Source organism: Algoriphagus namhaensis (genome assembly GCF_042649705.1).
Classification (GTDB): domain Bacteria; phylum Bacteroidota; class Bacteroidia; order Cytophagales; family Cyclobacteriaceae; genus Algoriphagus; species Algoriphagus namhaensis.
Genome location: NZ_JBHRZS010000003.1, coordinates 393,972 through 413,007 on the forward strand (window position 1 = coordinate 393,972; position 19,036 = coordinate 413,007).

16 protein-coding genes are annotated in these 19,036 nt (G+C 43.8%); 10 read left to right on the forward strand and 6 right to left on the reverse strand.

All coding sequences use genetic code 11. From position 1 onward, the window contains the following. Window positions 1–142: 142 nt before the first annotated feature. Window positions 143–1,723, forward strand: coding sequence for a peptide chain release factor 3 (locus tag ACFOSV_RS03410; protein WP_377903404.1), 1,581 nt, complete (start codon window positions 143–145; stop codon window positions 1,721–1,723). On the opposite strand, the gene ade is transcribed toward ACFOSV_RS03410, so the two are convergent. Beyond that, complete coding sequence (gene ade, locus ACFOSV_RS03415) at window positions 1,720–3,342, reverse strand: adenine deaminase (protein ID WP_377903406.1); 1,623 nt, start codon at window positions 3,340–3,342, stop codon at window positions 1,720–1,722. The two genes, ACFOSV_RS03410 and ade, sit on opposite strands and share 4 nt — an antisense overlap. A 98-nt stretch (window positions 3,343–3,440) precedes the next feature. Here ade and cmk point away from each other — a divergent pair, with 98 nt between their 5' ends. The 9 genes from cmk (at window position 3,441) to ACFOSV_RS03460 (ending at window position 11,201) form a co-directional block, all read left to right on the forward strand. Continuing rightward, window positions 3,441–4,169: a (d)CMP kinase gene (gene cmk, locus ACFOSV_RS03420; protein ID WP_377903408.1), complete on the forward strand. Its 729-nt coding sequence runs from the start codon at window positions 3,441–3,443 to the stop codon at window positions 4,167–4,169. After that, the gene (locus ACFOSV_RS03425; RefSeq protein WP_377903410.1) at window positions 4,153–5,049 is read left to right on the forward strand and encodes a 4-hydroxy-3-methylbut-2-enyl diphosphate reductase; all 897 of its coding nucleotides are present in this window, start codon (window positions 4,153–4,155) and stop codon (window positions 5,047–5,049) included. The genes cmk and ACFOSV_RS03425 overlap by 17 nt, the downstream gene beginning before the upstream one ends. Before the next feature lie 127 nt (window positions 5,050–5,176). Beyond that, window positions 5,177–6,532 (forward strand): Na(+)-translocating NADH-quinone reductase subunit A, encoded by a 1,356-nt coding sequence (locus ACFOSV_RS03430; protein WP_377903412.1) that lies wholly within the window; start codon window positions 5,177–5,179, stop codon window positions 6,530–6,532. Window positions 6,533–6,537: 5 nt separating this feature from the next. Next, a complete protein-coding gene (locus tag ACFOSV_RS03435; protein ID WP_377903414.1) occupies window positions 6,538–7,752 on the forward strand; it encodes an NADH:ubiquinone reductase (Na(+)-transporting) subunit B in 1,215 nt (404 codons plus the stop codon). After that, complete coding sequence (gene nqrC / locus ACFOSV_RS03440; RefSeq protein WP_377903416.1) at window positions 7,739–8,506, forward strand: NADH:ubiquinone reductase (Na(+)-transporting) subunit C; 768 nt, start codon at window positions 7,739–7,741, stop codon at window positions 8,504–8,506. The genes ACFOSV_RS03435 and nqrC overlap by 14 nt, the downstream gene beginning before the upstream one ends. A 27-nt stretch (window positions 8,507–8,533) precedes the next feature. Continuing rightward, the gene (locus tag ACFOSV_RS03445) at window positions 8,534–9,217 is read left to right on the forward strand and encodes an NADH:ubiquinone reductase (Na(+)-transporting) subunit D (protein WP_377903418.1); all 684 of its coding nucleotides are present in this window, start codon (window positions 8,534–8,536) and stop codon (window positions 9,215–9,217) included. A gap of 12 nt (window positions 9,218–9,229) precedes the next feature. Further along, complete coding sequence (nqrE, locus tag ACFOSV_RS03450; RefSeq protein WP_377903420.1) at window positions 9,230–9,841, forward strand: NADH:ubiquinone reductase (Na(+)-transporting) subunit E; 612 nt, start codon at window positions 9,230–9,232, stop codon at window positions 9,839–9,841. A 117-nt stretch (window positions 9,842–9,958) separates the two neighbouring features. Further along, on the forward strand, window positions 9,959–10,579 hold the full coding sequence (locus ACFOSV_RS03455) for a 3-keto-disaccharide hydrolase (protein WP_377903422.1): 621 nt from the start codon (window positions 9,959–9,961) through the stop codon (window positions 10,577–10,579). Window positions 10,580–10,646: 67 nt separating this feature from the next. After that, the gene (locus ACFOSV_RS03460; protein ID WP_377903424.1) at window positions 10,647–11,201 is read left to right on the forward strand and encodes a DUF502 domain-containing protein; all 555 of its coding nucleotides are present in this window, start codon (window positions 10,647–10,649) and stop codon (window positions 11,199–11,201) included. On the opposite strand, the gene ACFOSV_RS03465 is transcribed toward ACFOSV_RS03460, so the two are convergent. The 5 genes from ACFOSV_RS03465 to dnaE all read right to left on the reverse strand — a co-directional run bounded on the left by ACFOSV_RS03465 (window position 11,198) and on the right by dnaE (window position 19,004). After that, entirely contained in the window at window positions 11,198–12,106 is a 909-nt protein-coding gene (locus ACFOSV_RS03465) for a TolB family protein (protein ID WP_377903426.1), read from the reverse strand. The genes ACFOSV_RS03460 and ACFOSV_RS03465 overlap by 4 nt on opposite strands. A 45-nt stretch (window positions 12,107–12,151) precedes the next feature. Further along, complete coding sequence (gene selD / locus ACFOSV_RS03470; protein WP_377903428.1) at window positions 12,152–13,213, reverse strand: selenide, water dikinase SelD; 1,062 nt, start codon at window positions 13,211–13,213, stop codon at window positions 12,152–12,154. After that, a complete protein-coding gene (gene mnmH / locus ACFOSV_RS03475) occupies window positions 13,191–14,222 on the reverse strand; it encodes a tRNA 2-selenouridine(34) synthase MnmH (protein ID WP_377903430.1) in 1,032 nt (343 codons plus the stop codon). Before mnmH ends, selD begins: the two co-directional genes overlap by 23 nt. Before the next feature lie 63 nt (window positions 14,223–14,285). Then, a complete protein-coding gene (gene trxA, locus ACFOSV_RS03480; protein WP_377903432.1) occupies window positions 14,286–14,606 on the reverse strand; it encodes a thioredoxin in 321 nt (106 codons plus the stop codon). 111 nt (window positions 14,607–14,717) lie between these two features. Further along, entirely contained in the window at window positions 14,718–19,004 is a 4,287-nt protein-coding gene (dnaE, locus tag ACFOSV_RS03485; RefSeq protein WP_377903434.1) for a DNA polymerase III subunit alpha, read from the reverse strand. Window positions 19,005–19,036: the final 32 nt, after the last annotated feature.

Sequence of the window (19,036 nt, forward strand, 5' to 3'; positions counted from 1 at the left end):
CCAAAGGCGAGGTACGAGATACGCAATTTTTCAATCTTCCAATTTCCCAATCTTTAAATCCTCAAAGTAGCCTTCCAACGCTCACACTTTCCAACCTTTTCACCTATTTTTCCCTACCTTTGCCCCCTGAAAAATAGTACCCATGAGTCTGACTAAAGAAATCCAGAAACGTAGAACCTTTGCCATCATTGCTCACCCGGATGCTGGGAAAACTACCCTGACTGAAAAGTTGCTACTTTTTGGTGGAGCCATACAAACCGCCGGAGCGGTCAAATCCAATAAGATCGATACCGGCACCAAGTCTGACTGGATGGCGATCGAAAAGCAACGAGGGATCTCGGTGGCTACTTCAGTGATGGGTTTTGAGTACAAAGGGATTAAAATCAATCTGCTCGATACCCCAGGACACCAGGATTTTGCGGAAGATACCTACCGTACACTCACAGCGGTGGATTCAGTGATTATGGTGATCGACTGCGTGAAAGGCGTCGAGATTCAGACTGAGAAACTCATGGAGGTTTGCCGAATGAGAAATACTCCGGTGATCTGTTTTATCAATAAGCTCGACCGGGAAGGACGTGATCCTTATGAACTTTTGGAAGAAGTAGAGCAAAAGCTCAATATCCAATGTCATCCGCTTTCCTGGCCTATCGGTATGGGCAAAACTTTCAAAGGTGTCTACAATCTTTTTGACCACAAACTCAACTTATTCACTCCCTCGCAGCGAAAGCTGAGCGATGTAAGACAGGTATTCGAAAATCTGGATGAGCCAGAACTCGATCAGCTGATCGGACCTAACTTTGCCAACCAACTCCGCGAGGATGTGGAATTGATCGAAGGGGTTTATCCTGAATTTGATAAAGAAGCCTATTTGTCTGGAAAAGTAGCTCCTGTATTTTTTGGATCAGCAGTAAATAACTTCGGGATCAACGAAATGCTCGACACCTTTATTAAAATAGCTCCTGCTCCCAAAAGTCGAAAAACAGATGAACGCGAAGTGACTCCAGATGAATCGAAATTTTCCGGCTTTGTCTTCAAGATCCATGCAAACATGGACCCGAATCACCGAAACAGAATTGCCTTTCTTCGAATCTGCTCCGGAAAATTTGAGAGGAACAAGCCCTATAATCATGTGCATGGGCCGAAGCCATTGCGCTTTTCGAACGTGACCCAATTTATGGCTCAGGACAAGGAGATCATCGATGAAGCTTTCCCTGGAGACATCGTTGGTCTATATGACACCGGAAATCTAAAAATCGGAGATACGCTGACAGAAGGCGAAAACATGGTTTTTACAGGAATCCCAAGTTTCTCTCCTGAGATCTTCCGAGAAGTGGTGAATAAAGACGCCATGAAGACCAAGCAATTGGAGAAAGGTCTGAAGCAGCTGATGGAGGAAGGAGTAGCACAGCTTTTCACTTTTGATATGGGAGCGAGAAAAGTGGTGGGAACCGTGGGGCAGCTGCAGTTTGAAGTAATTCAGTTTCGACTGAAAAATGAATACAACGCAACTGTGGAGTTTCATCCCATGAATCTCTACAAAGCATGCTGGATCACCAGTTCTAATAAAAAAGCACTAGATGAATTTGTTCGCTCCAAGAACCGACACATCGCTCACGATAAGGATGGCAAGCTAGTCTTTATGGCCGAGTCGAAGGCCTGGCTTCAAATGGTGCAGGACAATTATCCGGATATAGAATTTCACTTCACATCGGATCTTTAATTAAACAGACTGGTAAACTCGAAATTCTGTCCGTTAAACAATCCTTTATCACTCAGTTTCAAGTCCGGAATTACCAGCAGGGCCATAAAGCTCAAGGTCATAAAGGGGGAGCCAAGAGTAGAACCCATCTCTTTAGCCATACGATCAATTTTGGTATAGGCTGCAGCAACTTGATAGCCGTCCTCCGCTGACATAATACCTCCCACCGGCAAGGGAAGAACCTCTACTTTCTCTTCCGAAAAAGCCGAAATCCCACCTTTTGCTTCAATAATCAAATTCACCGCTTTGCAAATAGATTGATCATCCACTCCCACTGCGATAATATTATGGGAGTCATGACCCACGGAGGAGGCAATGGCTCCGGATTTCAACCCAAAATTTTTAATAAATGCTACAGCAGGTGGGGCATCTTGGTAACGGTTGACCACGGTGATTTTTAGGATGTCTTTTTCCAGATTGGCTTCTGCAAAGCCATCCCGGATCAAAATTTCTCCCTCAATCTTAGGGGTGATTAATTGCCCATCCAAGGCTTCGATGACACGCACTTTGATGCCTTTGGCTGGAATTTGGAAATCCACAGGGCTTTTAAAGGAAGTTTTGAAATTGTTGATCAGTTTATTTTCAACTCTTGGAATAAGCGTCGTGCTATTTTCGGCCACTTTTCCTCCATTGATATAGGTGGCAAGCACTTCAAACTTTTCCAGATCCTTCACCAAAATAAAGTCCGCCGGATCTCCTTTGCGAAGCTGGCCTACATCCATGGAATAATGGGAAATCGGATTGAGACAGGCGACTTTCAATACATCAAAAAGATCCTTCCCCTTTGCGATAGCCCGAGCCGCTATTTTATTAATATGACTCACAGCTAAACTGTCTGGATGCTTATCATCCGAGCAAAACATAAGCATTTCAGGATAGTCATCGATCAGATCGATCAGTAAGTCAAAGTTTTTGGCTGCCGAACCTTCACGAATGGCGATTTTCATCCCGAGTTTGATTTTGCCTAAAGCCTCGGCATAGGTGAAACACTCATGATCGGTATTGGGGCCAGCATTCACATATTTCTCGGCTAGTTCTCCTTGTAGACCTGGCGCATGACCATCGATGGGTTTGCCGTATTTCTGAGCGATTCGGATTTTTTCTATCACAATAGGATCCTGATTCACCGCTCCGGGCCAGTTCATCATCTCGGCTAGATAGTGAATCTCTGGTCGAGACATCAGCTCTTCGATTCCAGTGGCATCAATTTCTCCACCGGCCGTCTCAAAGGGTGTGGCCGGAACACAAGAGGGCGCTCCAAAGTAAAACTTAAAAGGCACTTGCTTGCCATTTTCTATCATGTAGTCCACACCTTCCATGCCACATACATTGGCGATTTCGTGCGGATCTGAGACGGTGGCCACCGTGCCATGCACCACAGCAAGTCGGGCAAACTCCGAAGGAACTAGCATAGAAGACTCCACGTGCACATGCGCATCGATGAACCCGGGGAGTAAATAGGGAAGGTTTTGGTTTTCCTCAATTCTTGTGATATTCTCTATTTTGCTCCCATTGATTTCAAGAGATACAGAATAGATCGTGCGTCCCTTAAGGTCAACAAGATTTCCTTCTAATATCATGATTGGATGTTGGTTTCAGGGTGGGTAAGATTGCCTCAGAAAAGATCGGCTTTCACAGGCAATTGGATTAAAACTACTATATTTGTCCCGAAATTAAAATGTCTACAAAAGAGACTTTTTGGATGGGAAAAATAGTCATCGCCATTGATGGCCAATCGGGTTGTGGTAAGAGTTCGACAGCAAAAGCGGTCGCCAAAATTCTGGGCTATACCTATCTCGATTCGGGTGCGATGTATCGCGCGGTGGCTTTACACCACTTAAATCACCCCTTTGAGCTTACAGATCAAGGCTCAGTGCAAAAAGCACTGAATCAGGTCAAAATTAGCTTTCAGCAAAACCCAAAAACAGGTAAGCAGGAAACTTATCTGAATGGCCAAAACGTTGAGGATGAGATTCGTGAAATGAAAGTCTCTCAGAATGTGAGTAAGGTGGCTGCTATCCGAGAGATACGAGAAGCCATGGTTGCTCAGCAAAGAGCTCTTGGAGAGGCAAAAGGAGTGGTAATGGATGGTCGTGATATTGGGTCAGTCGTGTTTCCAAATGCTGAGTTGAAAATCTTCATGACCGCCAATCTTCATACTCGTGCAAGAAGAAGATTAGAGGAACTCTCGTCCATGGGAAACGTTACCACATTAGAAGAAATCAAAGAAAATCTAGCAGAAAGAGACCGCTTGGACTCATCGCGTGAGGAAAGCCCATTGAGGAAAATGCCCGATGCGATAGAAGTAGATACGAGTCATCTTCAATTTGAAGATCAAGTGAATCAAGTGGTGCAACTAGCAAGAGAAAAAATAGAAAAGGTAAAAAGCTATGCAAGTAACAATTGATGCCAATTCAGGCTATTGTTTTGGGGTGGAATTTGCCATTAAAATGGCAGAAGATGAGATGGAGCAGGGAGATACGCTTTATTGTCTAGGGGACATTGTACATAATGCGATGGAGGTGAAGCGCTTGGAGGAAAAGGGCCTGATTATCATTGATCGAGAGCAGCTTAGCGAACTTCAGGATTGCAAGGTCTTGATTCGAGCGCATGGCGAGCCACCAGAGACCTACAAAATGGCTTTGAATAATAATATCGAATTAATTGACGCCTCATGCCCAGTGGTACTTAAACTTCAGCACCGGGTAAAGTCAGCCTTTGATAAAATGGAGCGTGAAAATGGCCAAATCGTCATTTATGGCAAAAAAGGCCATGCAGAGGTGATTGGATTGACTGGTCAGACTCAAGAGAAGGCAATCGTGGTAATGAAAGAAGAAGACTTGAATAAAATCGATTATTCAAGGCCTGTAACGCTATTTAGTCAGACCACCAAGAGCACTAAAGGCTTTTATGCCTTGTCAGAAAAAATCGAAAGTCAAATCCGTGAGGCCAAGGGAGAATTGAATCAACTAGATTTTAATTCCAACGATTCCATTTGTCGCCAGGTTTCCAATAGAGAGCCACAACTCTATAAATTTTCTCAGGAAAATGATGTGATCCTATTTGTGTCAGGGAAAAAGAGTTCCAATGGAAAGGCGTTATATCAAGTGTGTCTGAGCCAAAATCCAAGAAGCTACTTTATCGAAAATGAGGATGAAATCTTGCCAGAGTGGCTACACTCTGGGGATAAAGTGGGTATCTGTGGGGCTACTTCTACACCTCGATGGCTCATGGAGCAAGTGAAGCAAAAAGTGGAGATGATGGAAGAAAATCTTCTTCCCGCCTAAGACGCGCCACTCACTTCATCAAATAATCTCAAAAAGTTCAAACATATTATCACATATACCCCTTATTTAAAAAGGTTATTTATTAGATTTGGGGCGTTTTTCAAAGGCTCATAGTTCAAAAACAGATATGTCAAAAGTAGTGAAGCTTAAGAAGGGTTTCGATATAAACCTAGCGGGAAAGCCAAAGCAAGAATTGGGTGATTTCGCAACGGTAGAGACCTTTGCTGTCAAGCCAACGGATTTTATTGGTTTTCAGCGACCAAAGGTTTTGGTCAATGTGGGTGACTCTGTCAAGGCAGGTACTCCGATCCTAATCGACAAAGCAATGGATCAAGTGATCTATGCCTCACCTGTATCAGGGGAAATCATCGACGTCAAACGCGGCGAAAGAAGAAAGCTTCTTGAGATTATCATCAAATCTGATGGTAAAAACTCTTTTGAAGCGGCTTCACCTATCGATGTGGATACGCTTGATCGTGATGCATTAGCAGCAGCATTAGCCGCAAGTGGAACCTGGCCAAATATTATTCAAAGACCTTACGGGATTGTAGCCAACCCTTCAGATACACCAAAAGCGATCTTTGTATCTGGCTTTGATACGCATCCACTAGCACCGGATTATGGTTTTGCCTTGCAAGGGCAGGCCGAAGCCTTCCAAGCTGGAATTGATGCACTAGCCAAGTTGACTTCAGGAAAGGTACACCTCAATTTAGATGGGTCAGCAAATACTCCAGATGTATTTGCAGGAGTGAAAAATGCTGTGGTCAATAAATTCTCAGGACCACATCCAGCAGGCAATGTTGGGGTACAAATCCATCATTTGGATCCTATAAATAAAGGAGACATAGCTTGGACTGTAAATCCAATGGGAGTGGTTCAAATTGGAAAATTTGTCCTTGCAGGAGTTTATGATGCGAGCAAGACTATTGCCATTACAGGTTCTGAGTTAACAAAAACAATGTACGTGAAGACCATCTCAGGTGCTTGTGTTTCTAATTATGTGAAAGGTAACTTGAACTCTGGACATGTGAGAGTGATCTCAGGAAACGTGCTTACTGGAGAAAAAATAGGGATGGAGGGCTTTTTAGGCTTCTATCACAATCAAATAACTGTAATCCCTGAGGGTGATTACTATGAGTTTTTAGGTTGGGCAAAGCCAACAACAAACAAATTGAGCTATCATAGAGCCCTGGGTTTACTATCTTTCTTGACTCCAAAGAAAGAATTTGTGCTCGATACCAACGGAAGAGGTGAGGAAAGAGCATTCGTGCAGACGGGTGTTTTTGAATCTGTGACTCCAATGGATATTTTACCTGTCTATCTTCTAAAGGCTATCATGGCTGAGGATTTTGATGAGATGGAGGAGCTTGGTATTTATGAAATTATCGAAGAGGATTTAGCGCTTTGCGAATTTGTCGATGTTTCAAAACACCCGGTTCAGGAGTTAGTTAGAAAAGGTATAGATCTAATACAATACAGTTAATCCATATGAAGTTTCTAAGAGATTTGATGGACAAGCAGAAGCCCCTTTTCGAAAAAGGAGGTAAGCTTGAACAGTTTTATTACGCATTTGAGGCGGGAGAGACCTTTTTGTTCAGTCCAAACCATACGACTGGAATCAAAGGAGCGCAGGTAAAAGATGCCATTGACCTAAAGCGAATGATGATCACCGTGGTAGTCGCCATGATCCCATGTTTGCTTTTCGGTATTTATAATACAGGTCACCAGCATATGTTAGCCGTAGGCGAGACAACTGGTTTGTGGGAAAATCTTGGGGATAAACTCTGGATTGGACTTCAATTGGTGCTTCCTATTGTAATCGTGGCTTATGCCGCGGGTGGTGCTGTTGAGGCAGCTTTTGCAGTGATTCGTAAGCACCCAATTAATGAAGGCTTCCTTGTAACAGGGATGTTGATTCCTTTGGTAGTGCCAGCTACGACTCCACTTTGGCAAGTAGCCCTTGCTACAGTTTTCGCTGTAGTAATCGCGAAAGAAGTATTTGGAGGTACAGGAATGAACATCTTGAACGTGGCTATGACGGCAAGAGCGTTCCTTTATTTCGCATACCCTGCACAGCTTTCAGGAGACCAAGTTTGGACTTATTTAGGTGATAAAGCCGCAGTGGATGGTTTCTCTGGAGCAACAGCTTTGGCCGTAGCCTACAATGCTGGTGTGGACAGTGTGCCGGTTACTGAGGCACTTGCTAATCACAATACCGTATTAGGTTCTGACATGTTCAGCTTTATGAATATGTTCATTGGGTGGATTCCAGGATCTATCGGTGAGACTTCCACTTTGATGGCGCTTTTAGGAGCTTTGATCTTAGTAGGTACCGGTGTAGCAAGTTGGAAAATTATCGTTTCTGGATTTGCAGGAGCTTACTTGATGGGATTTGTAATGAATCTATTTGCTGTGAATGAATTTATGGCAATGCCTCCTCAGTATCACTGGGTGATGGGAGGAATTGCTTTCGGTATCGTCTTTATGGCTACTGATCCGGTGTCTGCCGCACAGACGGAAGTGGGTAAATGGATTTATGGTTTATTGATAGGTATGCTGACGGTGATCATTCGTGTGACTAACCCAGCTTACCCAGAAGGAATTATGTTGGCGGTGCTATTCATGAACGTGTTTGCTCCGTTGATCGATTATTATGTAGTAAAAGCTAACAAAACAAGGAGGTTACAACGTGCAACAGTCTAACGCCTATATCATTACATTTTCGGTCATTTTGACCGTAGTACTTGGCTTGCTCCTTTCTGGAACGTCTCAAGTATTGGGACCTCTTCAGCGAGAGGCAGAAGCTTTGGATAAGAAAAAGCAAATCCTCGGTGCGGTTATCTCTGGAGAAGAGATCTCAGCTATGACTCCTGAAGAGTTGAACGCCTATTATGGTTCTAGAATATCTTCGGTAGTGGTGGATATCAATGGCAATGAAGTTTCGGAAAGAAATGGAGCTGCTGTTACTGCTGCAACTGTAGATATCGCCAAAAATTACAAAATGCCTAAAGAGGATAGACTTTATCCTGTATTCATTTTCCATGCTGAAGGTGATCAATCGGCAGTAGAGTCTTACATCTTCCCAATCTATGGAGCGGGGCTTTGGGATGCGATCTGGGGATATCTTGCATTGGATACAGATATGAATACGATCGGTGGTATTACTCTAGCGCATGCTGGTGAGACTCCAGGTCTTGGTGCACGAATAACAGAGCCAGGTGTTCAGGCTAGATTTGCTGGCAAAGAGATTTTCAATAATTCGGGTGAATTAGTGGCAGTGGAGATGCAAAAGGGCGAGGGTAAGGACTACTCAAGTAATCCACATCAAGTAGACGGAATGTCTGGAGCCACGATCACGGCTAATGGAGTAAATGCGATGCTAGAAAATTACTTGCAGGCATACAAGCCATTTATTGAATCGAAGAAAACTTCAACGGCGGTAGCAGCCGCTTATTAATCACTAATCAACACAAGACAAATAGATATGAGTGCTGAAACTGTTGAAAAAGCGATAGAGAAAAAGCCCGCTGAGGCTCTCCTTTCGAAAAGACGCAAGAAGTTAATTTCAGATCCGCTAGTTGATGATAACCCAATCACCATTCAGGTTTTGGGGATATGCTCAGCTTTGGCTGTGACGACCCAAATGAAGCCTACCCTCGTGATGGCGATCTCTGTAATCTTTGTAATCGTGATGTCTAACTTGACGATTTCATTGCTCAGAAATACAATCCCAACTCGAGTTCGAATTATCGTACAGCTTGCTGTGGTTGCTACCTTAGTAACATTGGTATCTGAAGTTTTGAGAGCTTTCGCCTACGATATGTATAAGGAGCTTTCAGTCTTCGTTGGATTGATTATCACCAACTGTATTGTAATGGGACGTTTGGAGGCATTTGCACTTGGCAATAAGCCTTATGATTCTATCCTAGATGGTTTTGGATCTGCCTTGGGTTACGCTTGGATTATTCTTGCAGTGGCTTTCTTCAGAGAGCTTTTAGGCTCCGGAGCCGTATTCGGAATTCCTATTTATGAGTATGTTTCTGGTCTATTTGGTCCGGACTTTAAATTGGCTACAAACGGCCTGATGGTTTCTCCAGTTGGAGCATTTATCATCTTAGGCCTGATTATATGGGTACAGCGTACCAAAACCGGTTACGTAGAACACTAAAATAGTAGAGAAATGGATTTATTTAATCTTGGTATTCGGTCGATCTTTATCGACAACATGGTTTTCGCTTACTTTCTTGGCATGTGTTCTTTCCTTGCCGTTTCTAAAAAAGTAAGTACTGCCATTGGTCTTGGTGCAGCTGTTATTTTCGTATTGACTGTAACCGTCCCAGTTAACTGGCTGTTGAATGAATTTGTACTTAAGGAAGGTGCTCTTTCTTGGGTGAACGCAGGTTTAGCAGAAGTTGATTTGACCTTCCTTCGATTCATCATGTTTATTGCGATTATTGCTGCAATGGTACAGTTGGTGGAGATGGTTGTAGAGAAGTTTGCGCCTGCTTTGTACGGTGCGCTGGGTATTTTCCTTCCACTGATCGCTGTAAACTGTGCCATTCTTGGAGGATCACTTTTCATGGCTCAGAGAGATTACACTTTGGCTGAGTCGGCCGTTTATGGTTTCGGTTCGGGTACAGGCTTCTTCCTAGCGATTGTTGCTTTGGCTGCAATTCGTGAGAAGCTGAAGTATTCTAATGTGCCAAATGGTTTGAAAGGATTGGGTATTACCATGCTTTTAACTGGCTTGATGGGTATAGCTTTCATGTCCTTTATGGGAATTGATCTCTAAGAGAATTCAGAAAAAATATGAAAAGCTCCGGAAGAAATTTCGGAGCTTTTTTATTTTCTATCCACTATCTTGCTTGATAACCTTAATGAATTAATCACCCAAACAAACCCTAAACCTATGAAACGATCCATCCTTGTGCTGGCACTTTTCTTTTCTTTCTCCTCTCTTTTTGCCCAAACTGGAGAGTGGGTTGAGCTTTTTAATGGTAAAAACCTCGATGGCTGGAAGCTTTCTGAAAATCCGACCTCATTTCAAGTAGAGGACGGAGTGATCAAAGTTGCAGGGCCTAGAGCGCATGCTTTTTATGTGGGAGAAGTGGGGAATTCCGAATTTAAAAATTTTGAATTGATCGTGGAATTGAAAACTATGCCCAAGGCTAATTCAGGTATTTTCATTCACACAGAATATCAAGAAAATGGTTGGCCAAATAGGGGCTATGAGATTCAGGTGAATCAGTCCCATTCTGACTGGAGGAAGACGGGTTCGGTATATTCTTTTCAAGATGTGCGAGAAACCTTTGTAGAGGACGGAGAATGGTATACAGAGCATGTGATTGTCCAAGGTGATCAAATCACTGTAAAAGTGAATGGTCAGGTGATTAATGAATATGATGAATCAGAAGTTCGAGAGGGAGACTTAGGGTCGAAGAAACTTAGTTCGGGAACCATCGCACTTCAAGCCCATGATCCAGAATCTGTGATTTATTACCGAAGCGTGAAGATTAAACTATTAGAATGATCGTTGGATCTTAAAGAATTAGATGCCTGGCAAAATGTTAGGCATTTTTTTTGACCTATTAGGTCATATGACATTCACCTATCGTAGAATTATTTCTTACTTCCTCAGAGGGCTTCTTTTCCTCACTCCTTTAGCTGTTACCGGCTATGTGATTTATGCCATTTTTGTTTTTCTAGATGGGTTAATTCCAGTCCCAATCCCTGGGATTGGGGTGCTAATGGTATTGGCTTTGATCACATTTGTGGGCTATTTGGCTAGTCTTTTCTTTGCGAAATCTGCTTTTGAATGGTTTGAACGAGGCGTGTTTAAGATTCCTTTAGTCAATCTTATTTACACCAGTATCAAGGATCTGATGGGAGCCTTTGTTGGAGATAAAAAGAAATTCAGTTCGCCTGTGATTGTTCAGATTAATGAGACGCTTTCTCGACCAGGTTTTATTACGCAGGATGATCTATCAGGAATCGGTGAACCCAATCTAGTCGCTGTTTATTTTCCACATAGCTACAATGTTTCAGGGAATGTATACCTGGTTCCTAAAGAAAAGGTGAGGTCACTTACTGGAATAAAAAGTTCAGATGTAATGAAGTTTATGGTTTCTGGAGGAGTTTCAGATTTGGGTTAAATTCCTTTATGATACCTCACAAAGGCAATCCAATCGCCATCCGGTGACCAGGAATGTACATTGATGGTCCCTTGACCTCCATAAAAGACGTCTGTCAGGTTTTTAATTTCTTTTGATTCTACGTTGAGTAACCTCAGCTTTACATCTTTTCCAAAGGGATGTGCTCCCTTTTGATCTTCTAAGTAAGAAATGATGACGGCTGATTTGTTGTCTGGGGAGGGGTGTGGAAACCAGTTGTCCACATCATCGAAAGACAATTGCTCGACTCCTGTCCCATCTGGCTTCATTCGATAGGCTTGCATCCTCCCCGTCCGGTGGGAGTTGAAATAGATCCATTTTCCATCATAAGAATATTCAGGCCCATCGTCCAATCCTTCCGCATCCGTGAGCCGCACTTCTTCCCCGCCGGCGGTTGGAATGGCATAGATATCCCATTGATCATCCCGCATTGCACAGTAGACCAGTGTCTTTCCATCCGGGCTGATTCCATGCCAGTAGCTCGGATAGTTTTCGGTGATCAAGTTTGCTTCCCCGCCAGTCAGTGGCATCACATAAATTCGTGAGCCCATGCCTTTTTCATTTTTACTAAAAACAAGGGTGTTCCCATCGAAACTCAACCCATGATCATTATTGATAGTGGACACTTTCTCAGGAAAGATTTTTCCAAGATTATTGCCTTCGAGATCAATTTTCTCCAAAAATCCGGAGGCATTGATCAGTAAAAATCCTCCATCTCTGGACCAGTTGGGCGCCTCAAAATGTCGCTTCTCTTTTAATACGGTCTTTTCTTCGCCTGTTTTAACATTAAGAATGACCAATTCGCTGATGATATCATCGGGCACCTGTGCCATAGCTTGGGTAAAAGAGATAATTGAAAGAAAATAGAAAAAGAGGATAGTTCGCATTTTTCATCTGTGGTCTGCCTTCTTCAATATACAAGTAGTTGTGAATTAGTTCGTTACTTTCACCACTTTTTCTCCTTGATCCACAAACTTACCGATCTCCCAAATGACTTGATTTTCTTTTTTCATGGTAGCCAAAAACCAATCAATACTCGAAGGATCAACAGACAAAAGTAAGCCACCGCTAGTTTGAGGATCGCAAAGTTTCACCAAGTCCATTCCCACAACGCCCTCAGTTTTTGCGCTGAAGGCATTCCAATTACGATAGGTATTATCGGGAAATATAAACTGGTTGATATAATCTTGGACCCCGGCGATAAGAGGAAGTTTGGGCATAGCAATCTCTGCACTTAAACCTGAGGCCTCGGCCATTTCGATCAGGTGACCAAGAAGGCCAAATCCAGTGACATCGGTAATGGCTCTAACCTCTTCATGGTTGCCGAGAATCTCACCTATGGAGTTGATCCGGCAAGCGGTATCGATAAGGCTTAGATAGTCCGCGTCAGAAATTTTCTCACGCTTCAATGCCGTGGCTAGCACGCCGATTCCTACAGGCTTTGTCAAGAAAATCAAATCACCTGCCTTGGCGCCGGAATTGGTTTTTATCTTATGCGGATGAATAATTCCATTTACTGAGAGTCCAAAAATCGGATCCATTGCTGCAATACTATGTCCGCCAGCCAGTTCGATTCCAGCAGTTTTACAGATGCTTTTGGCACCTTCCATGACTTTGGCGGCTAGCTTGGGGTCCAGCTTTTCCACCGGCCAGCTAAGTATGGCATTTGCAAAAATGGGCTTTCCACCCATGGCATAGACATCAGAAATCGCATTGGCTGCCGCAATTCGGCCAAAATCGAAGGGGTCATCTACAATGGGTGTGAAAAAGTCTACTGTGTTGATTACCGCGATATCCTCAGAAACTTGATAAACAGCTGCATCATCTTTACCGGAATTGCCCACAAGCAGTCTTGGATCAGATTGGGTGAAGGAGCCGCTACTAGATAGGATTTCTTCCAAAATAGCAGGAGCAATTTTACATCCACATCCGGACCCTTCACTCCACTGTGTGAGTTTTGAGGGCGATTTTTCAGGTAATTTGTTGTCGAGCATGGATCAGTTTGGTTAAGCTTTCTTCGAAATTTATTCCTTGGAGATTCAGATCTACAAATTGATCGGTTTGATGATTTGACAAATCAAAATCGTAGGCTTTGTCATAGTACTCTAAAACCAACCCGATCCAAGTTTCTTTGTTTTCACTAATGATGGCTTCAATGGCCTCCTTTGTGCGCTGTCCGCCGAGTTTTTTCCGTAACCGACTCACAGCCGCGATAAGACCTTCTTTATCTAGAGCACCATATTCCTCAGCGATCAGGTCTATTCGCTCCTCCCGACTTTTGGTAATCGATACCAATGGGGCAGAGATCATCTGCTCGTAAAAGTGATCTGGAAGCATTACTTTTCCGATTCGGCGGCTTTCATTTTCTATCCATATGAAGTCTTTTGGATCCAGCCTTCTTAGGGCTTCTGCCAGCAAGTTTTCAAACTGCTCCACACTTGGTTGTGGATTTTGACCGATTCCTCCAAAAGAAGAACCCTTGTGATTCGCCAGTCCTTCCAGATCGATGATTTGCTGTCCCCATTCACGAAGGCCATGTAGCAATCTTGTTTTGCCTGTACCTGTTCTTCCTGCGAGGTTCAAAAATTTCCAATTCTCTCGCACCAGTTCAAAGGTGTAAGTGCGGTAGGTTTTGTAGCCACCGTTCAGTCGAAAAATCTCAAAACCCACCATGCTGAGTAGCCATGAGAGGATTTCACTCCGCATTCCCCCACGCCAACAATAGAGGAGAATTTTCTTTTCTGGGAATTGCTTTAAGGCATTTTTTTGAATTTTATGAAATTTCGGGCCAACCAGTTCAAAGCCTTTCAGCATGGCATCTTCGCTTCCTTTGGACTTATATAAGGTGCCTACAATCACCCTCTCCTTATTGTTGAGGATAGGGATATTTAACGCTTTCGGAATGTGGCTTTGAGCAAACTCTCCCTCACTTCGCGCATCGATTATGGGATATTTTTCCCGAAGGGATAAAAACTCCTCTAAAGCAACTAGTTTTTCAGCCATCGCCACAAGATAAAAAAAAAGCCACGAGAGAAGCTCCCGTGGCATGAAATGAATTGGCTGAAATTACAGCTGAGCTTCAAGTTTTTGAGAAAGTACAGCCTTTGGCACTGCACCAACTTGCTTGTCTACGATCTCGCCACCTTTGAAGAACAAAAGAGTAGGGATGGATCGGATTCCGAAAGCCTGGGCTACGCTTGGGTTAGAATCTACGTCTACTTTTCCTACCACAGCTTTACCTTCGAAATCTCCGGCAAGCTCTTCCACAACCGGACCGATCATTTTACAAGGTCCACACCATTCTGCCCAGAAGTCAACCAAGATTGGCTGATCTGATTTGATGATTTCTTCAAAGTTAGCGTCCGTGATTTCAATTGCTTTTGCCATAATATGTTTGGTTTTAATAAGTTCTGATTTTCGCAAATATAGGAGAGAAAGGATAATAGATGGCAATAAGTTCCAAGCGCTCTAATTTTTTACCTCATTATTTTAAGCTCCTCAAATTATTTTATACTCGATCTCCGGAATTTCATCCAAAATCTTAATGAATTTGGAATTTGCATCCACCGTGATGTTTTTGGAGAAAAGCTGAAGCGTGATATTCTCTTTTCGGTCAATCACATCAAAGTAAAGTTTGGCTTTTCCGCTATTGCCGGTGGTTAATGCATGGAGGTCTTCCATCAGGTCATAGGTCAGGTCGTCGAGATCCACAGAGATTCGTACACCTTTGACCATCTGATCTTTGATCTCACTGAGCAAGCTGATTTTGCTGATCTTAAATTCGTATTCGTTTTCTTTCCAGCGATTTTGCTGCACCCGTCCATGGATGAAAAGAAACCAACCCGTCATGAAGTACTCCTTGTATTTGACATAATCGTCCCCAAAAAGGAAGAAAGTGTGCGAACCAGCGTAGTCTTCCATGGTCAGGGTTCCAAAAGGCTTACCATTTTTTGTAGTTCGATGGGCGAATGAAGCCACAGAACCGGCGAGTCGTAGTTCGCCGCGACTTTTCAAAGTATCTGTATCACTCAAATCAGTGAGTTGCGCATTCGTGAAGTTTTCGATCTCCATTTTGTATTGATCCAGAGGGTGCCCAGAGATGTAAAGTCCGACGACTTCCTTTTCGATATTCAACTGCTGGAGCTGAGAGAAAGGCTCCATGGTAGGAATAGTGGGTAGAGGAACCTCCATCCCGCCAGCTCCTCCACCAAATAGACTCACCTGCGAAGATTCCTCCTCTTGCTGGACTTTTTGAGCGTATTTGGTGGCTTTTTCGATAAGTGTGGCTTCCCCTTCTATGGACTCTAAGTACTGTCTGCGATGGTATTCTGGGAAGCAATCGAAAGCACCAGCCATCGCTAAAGCTTCCATGGTTTTTTTATTGAGTGCTTTGGAATTTACGCGCTTCGCAAAGTCAAATATATTCTTGAAAGGGCCATTTTTTTCTCGCTCCTCGATGATGGAATCTACCGCCCCTGATCCAGCCCCCTTAATAGCGGCCATTCCAAATCGAATTTCTCCAGCTTGATTTACGGTAAAGCCACTTTTGGATTCGTTGACATCAGGCCCGAGTACGGGGATCTGACTTCGCTTACATTCTTCCATAAAGAATGTCACCTGCGTGATGTCATTCATGTTGTTGCTCAAAACCGAAGCAAGGTATTCTGCTGGATAGTGCGCTTTGAGATAGGCAGTCTGGTAGGCTATCCAAGCATAGCAGGTAGAGTGTGACTTATTGAATGCGTAGGAGGCAAAAGCTTCCCAATCCACCCAGATTTTTTCCAGTTTTTTGGGATCGTGACCTTTGGCGGAAGCCTGTTCGATAAATTTCGGTTTCATTTTATCCAAAACATCCTTCTGCTTCTTACCCATTGCCTTTCGCAAAACATCAGCCTCGCCTTTGGTAAACCCTGCTAGTTTTTGCGAAAGCAACATCACCTGCTCCTGGTAGACTGTGATTCCGTAGGTTTCCTCAAGGAATTCCTTCATATCATCCAGATCGTATGTGATCTCCTTCTTCCCGTGTTTTCTATCGATAAACTCCGGGATATAGGCCAGCGGTCCTGGACGATACAGGGCGTTCATGGCAATCAAATCCGCAAAAACAGTAGGCTTCAGCTCTCGCATGTATTTCTGCATACCGGCAGATTCATATTGGAAAATGCCTACTGTTTCACCTCGCTGGAAGAGTTCATAGGTTTTGACATCGTCCATAGGGAATTGATCGGCATCCAATTGAATTCCATGACGCTCTTTTACGATTTTGATCGCATCCTTGATCAGCGTCAGGGTTTTAAGACCCAAAAAGTCCATTTTGAGCAAGCCTGCGGATTCCACTACGGAGTTGTCAAACTGTGTACAGACCATATCCGAATCTTTGGCCAAAGCCACAGGTACAAAATTGGTAATGTCATCAGGTGTGATGATCACTCCGCAGGCATGAATGCCTAGATTTCGAACAGACCCTTCTAGGGTAGTGGCTTGATTTATGGTTTTGGCCGACTCATCCTGACCTCGAGCGACTTTGATAAGTTCTTCCGCTTTTTGGATCAGTTCACCTTGGCCTTTGAGTTTGTCAGAGAGCCCTTTTTTGTCATTCGCTAGCGCAAAGAGGGCTTTTAACTTAATGTCTGGAACCATATTGGCCAATCGCCCGGCCTCTGCAAGCGGGAGATTGAGCACTCTTGCCGTATCACGAATGGCGGATTTGGCGGCCATGGTACCGTACGTTATGATCTGTGCTACCTGATTAGACCCATACTTTTGGATCACATAATCTATTACCCGGCCACGACCTTCATCATCAAAGTCAATATCAATATCGGGCATGGACACACGATCCGGATTCAAGAATCTCTCAAAAAGTAGGTTGTATTCGATGGGGTCTATATTGGTGATTCCTGTACAGTAGGCCACTGCCGAACCTGCCGCAGATCCTCGACCTGGGCCGACGGAAACACCCATCTTTCTGGCCTCGGCAATGAAGTCTTGTACAATCAAGAAATAACCTGGATAGCCGGTTTTTTCTATGGTCGCCAATTCAAAATCTAAACGTTCCTGAATTTCAGGAGTGATTTCCTTGTAGCGCTTTTTGGCACCTTCGTAGGTCAAATGTCTTAGATATGCATTCTCTCCTCGCTTACCTCCATCCTCGGAGTCTTCGGGATGAAGAAACTCCTCCGGGATATCGAATTTTGGGAGTAGGACTTCTCGAGCTAGTTTGTATGCTTCGATTTTATCCACGATCTCCTGAGTACACTCGATGGCCTCAGGGAGGTCAGCGAAGAGTTTTTTCATCTCATCGGGAGTCTTGAGGTAAAACTCGTCATTGGGTAATCCATATCTGAATTCGCGACCCCGCTTGCCGATGTATTTCTTTGGCTTCTCTACAAGCTCTCCATCCTTCACACAAAGCAAAATATCATGTGCTTTCGCATCTTCTTTTTCGTTGTAGTAGGAATTATTTGCTGCGAAATATTTTACATCGTATTTATTCGCGAAGTCCAATAAGACCTCATTGACTTTCTCTTCTTCTGGAATGCCGTGCCGGCAAAGCTCCACATAGAAGTCTTCTCCAAATTGCTCTTTCCACCAGACAAAGGCTTCCTCTGCTTGCGTTTCGCCCACATTCAAAATTAAAAATGGAATCTCTCCCCATAGCCCTCCTGTAGTCGCGATTAGATTTTGTTTATACTGCATCAACAGCTCTTTGTCAATCCTCGGGACATAGTAAAAACCTTCGATGTTGGCGTAAGAGGCTAGTTTTGCAAGATTGTGATAGCCTGCTTTATTTTTCGCAAGAAGTACGGTTTGGTAGCCGTCGTCTTTGTTGGATTTGTTTTTTCGGTCACGGCAAAGGTTAAACTCACAGCCCAAAATGGGTTTGATTTCAGCAGCCATTGCTGACTTTACGAAGTTGAAAGCCCCCATCATATTGCCATGATCAGTCATTGCTACAGCAGGCATCCCGAGCTCCTTTGCACGGCTGATCAACGCAGGAATCTCCGAAGTGGCTTGTAAGACGGAATATTGGGTGTGAACATGAAGATGAGAAAAAGGAATATCCGTGAGGTCCGAAATATCTGCCTTTCCAGCTTGTTTGAGTACATCTTTAGCGGCTGCTTTTTGACTGTCTTTTGCTTGCGCAAAATTGGCTTCGGCTAGTTTCGGTGCTTCGTAAATAACTTCCGATACAGAAACTCCTGTCACTGGAGGCTGAACACCCTGATTGATCAAACCAAAAAAGCAGCGGGCTGTAGCGTCCACATCATATGCCGCATCGTGAGCATCGCCAAATCCTTCCCCAAACAGCTTTTGATGGAGCTCGGTAAGGGTGGGCCATTTGAATTTTCCTCCCCGTCCCCCTGGAAGAGCACAAAATTCTGTGGAAATATCTTTCGTGTCTAACTGCTTAGCAGAAAGGGGCATAGTTGCCTCGGCCCGTAAGTATTCTGAGCCGACCACATTGATATCAAACTCCACATTGTGGCCCACCAAATACTTGGCTTGTTGCACGTCCCCTTCGAAGATGCCGAGGATTTGCTTGAGATCGTGCCCTTCTTTTAGTGCTCGCTTCGTCGAGATACCATGTACTTTTTCCGCATTGTAAGGAATAGTAAATCCATCCGGCCGAATGATGTAATTGTGATTCGAGATAAGATTTCCCTTCGCATCATGCAGCTGCCAAGCTAGCTGAACCAGTCTGGGCCAGTTGTCCACATCGGACATGGGGGCATTGTAATTGCGGGGTAAACCGGTGGTCTCGGTATCAAAAATTAAATACATATAGCTTTAGGATTTGAGCCTTCAAATTAGGG

What these genes read in the sequence shown, in the direction of transcription:
- ACFOSV_RS03410 (WP_377903404.1), top strand. Translation starts at nt 143, where the DNA reads ATGAGTCTGACTAAAGAAATCCAGAAACGTAGAACCTTTGCCATCATT.
- ade (WP_377903406.1), bottom strand. Translation starts at nt 3,342, where the DNA reads ATGATATTAGAAGGAAATCTTGTTGACCTTAAGGGACGCACGATCTAT.
- cmk (WP_377903408.1), top strand. Translation starts at nt 3,441, where the DNA reads ATGTCTACAAAAGAGACTTTTTGGATGGGAAAAATAGTCATCGCCATT.
- ACFOSV_RS03425 (WP_377903410.1), top strand. Translation starts at nt 4,153, where the DNA reads ATGCAAGTAACAATTGATGCCAATTCAGGCTATTGTTTTGGGGTGGAA.
- ACFOSV_RS03430 (WP_377903412.1), top strand. Translation starts at nt 5,177, where the DNA reads ATGTCAAAAGTAGTGAAGCTTAAGAAGGGTTTCGATATAAACCTAGCG.
- ACFOSV_RS03435 (WP_377903414.1), top strand. Translation starts at nt 6,538, where the DNA reads ATGAAGTTTCTAAGAGATTTGATGGACAAGCAGAAGCCCCTTTTCGAA.
- ACFOSV_RS03445 (WP_377903418.1), top strand. Translation starts at nt 8,534, where the DNA reads ATGAGTGCTGAAACTGTTGAAAAAGCGATAGAGAAAAAGCCCGCTGAG.
- nqrE (WP_377903420.1), top strand. Translation starts at nt 9,230, where the DNA reads ATGGATTTATTTAATCTTGGTATTCGGTCGATCTTTATCGACAACATG.
- ACFOSV_RS03455 (WP_377903422.1), top strand. Translation starts at nt 9,959, where the DNA reads ATGAAACGATCCATCCTTGTGCTGGCACTTTTCTTTTCTTTCTCCTCT.
- ACFOSV_RS03460 (WP_377903424.1), top strand. Translation starts at nt 10,647, where the DNA reads ATGACATTCACCTATCGTAGAATTATTTCTTACTTCCTCAGAGGGCTT.
- ACFOSV_RS03465 (WP_377903426.1), bottom strand. Translation starts at nt 12,106, where the DNA reads ATGCGAACTATCCTCTTTTTCTATTTTCTTTCAATTATCTCTTTTACC.
- selD (WP_377903428.1), bottom strand. Translation starts at nt 13,213, where the DNA reads ATGCTCGACAACAAATTACCTGAAAAATCGCCCTCAAAACTCACACAG.
- mnmH (WP_377903430.1), bottom strand. Translation starts at nt 14,222, where the DNA reads ATGGCTGAAAAACTAGTTGCTTTAGAGGAGTTTTTATCCCTTCGGGAA.
- trxA (WP_377903432.1), bottom strand. Translation starts at nt 14,606, where the DNA reads ATGGCAAAAGCAATTGAAATCACGGACGCTAACTTTGAAGAAATCATC.
- dnaE (WP_377903434.1), bottom strand. Translation starts at nt 19,004, where the DNA reads ATGTATTTAATTTTTGATACCGAGACCACCGGTTTACCCCGCAATTAC.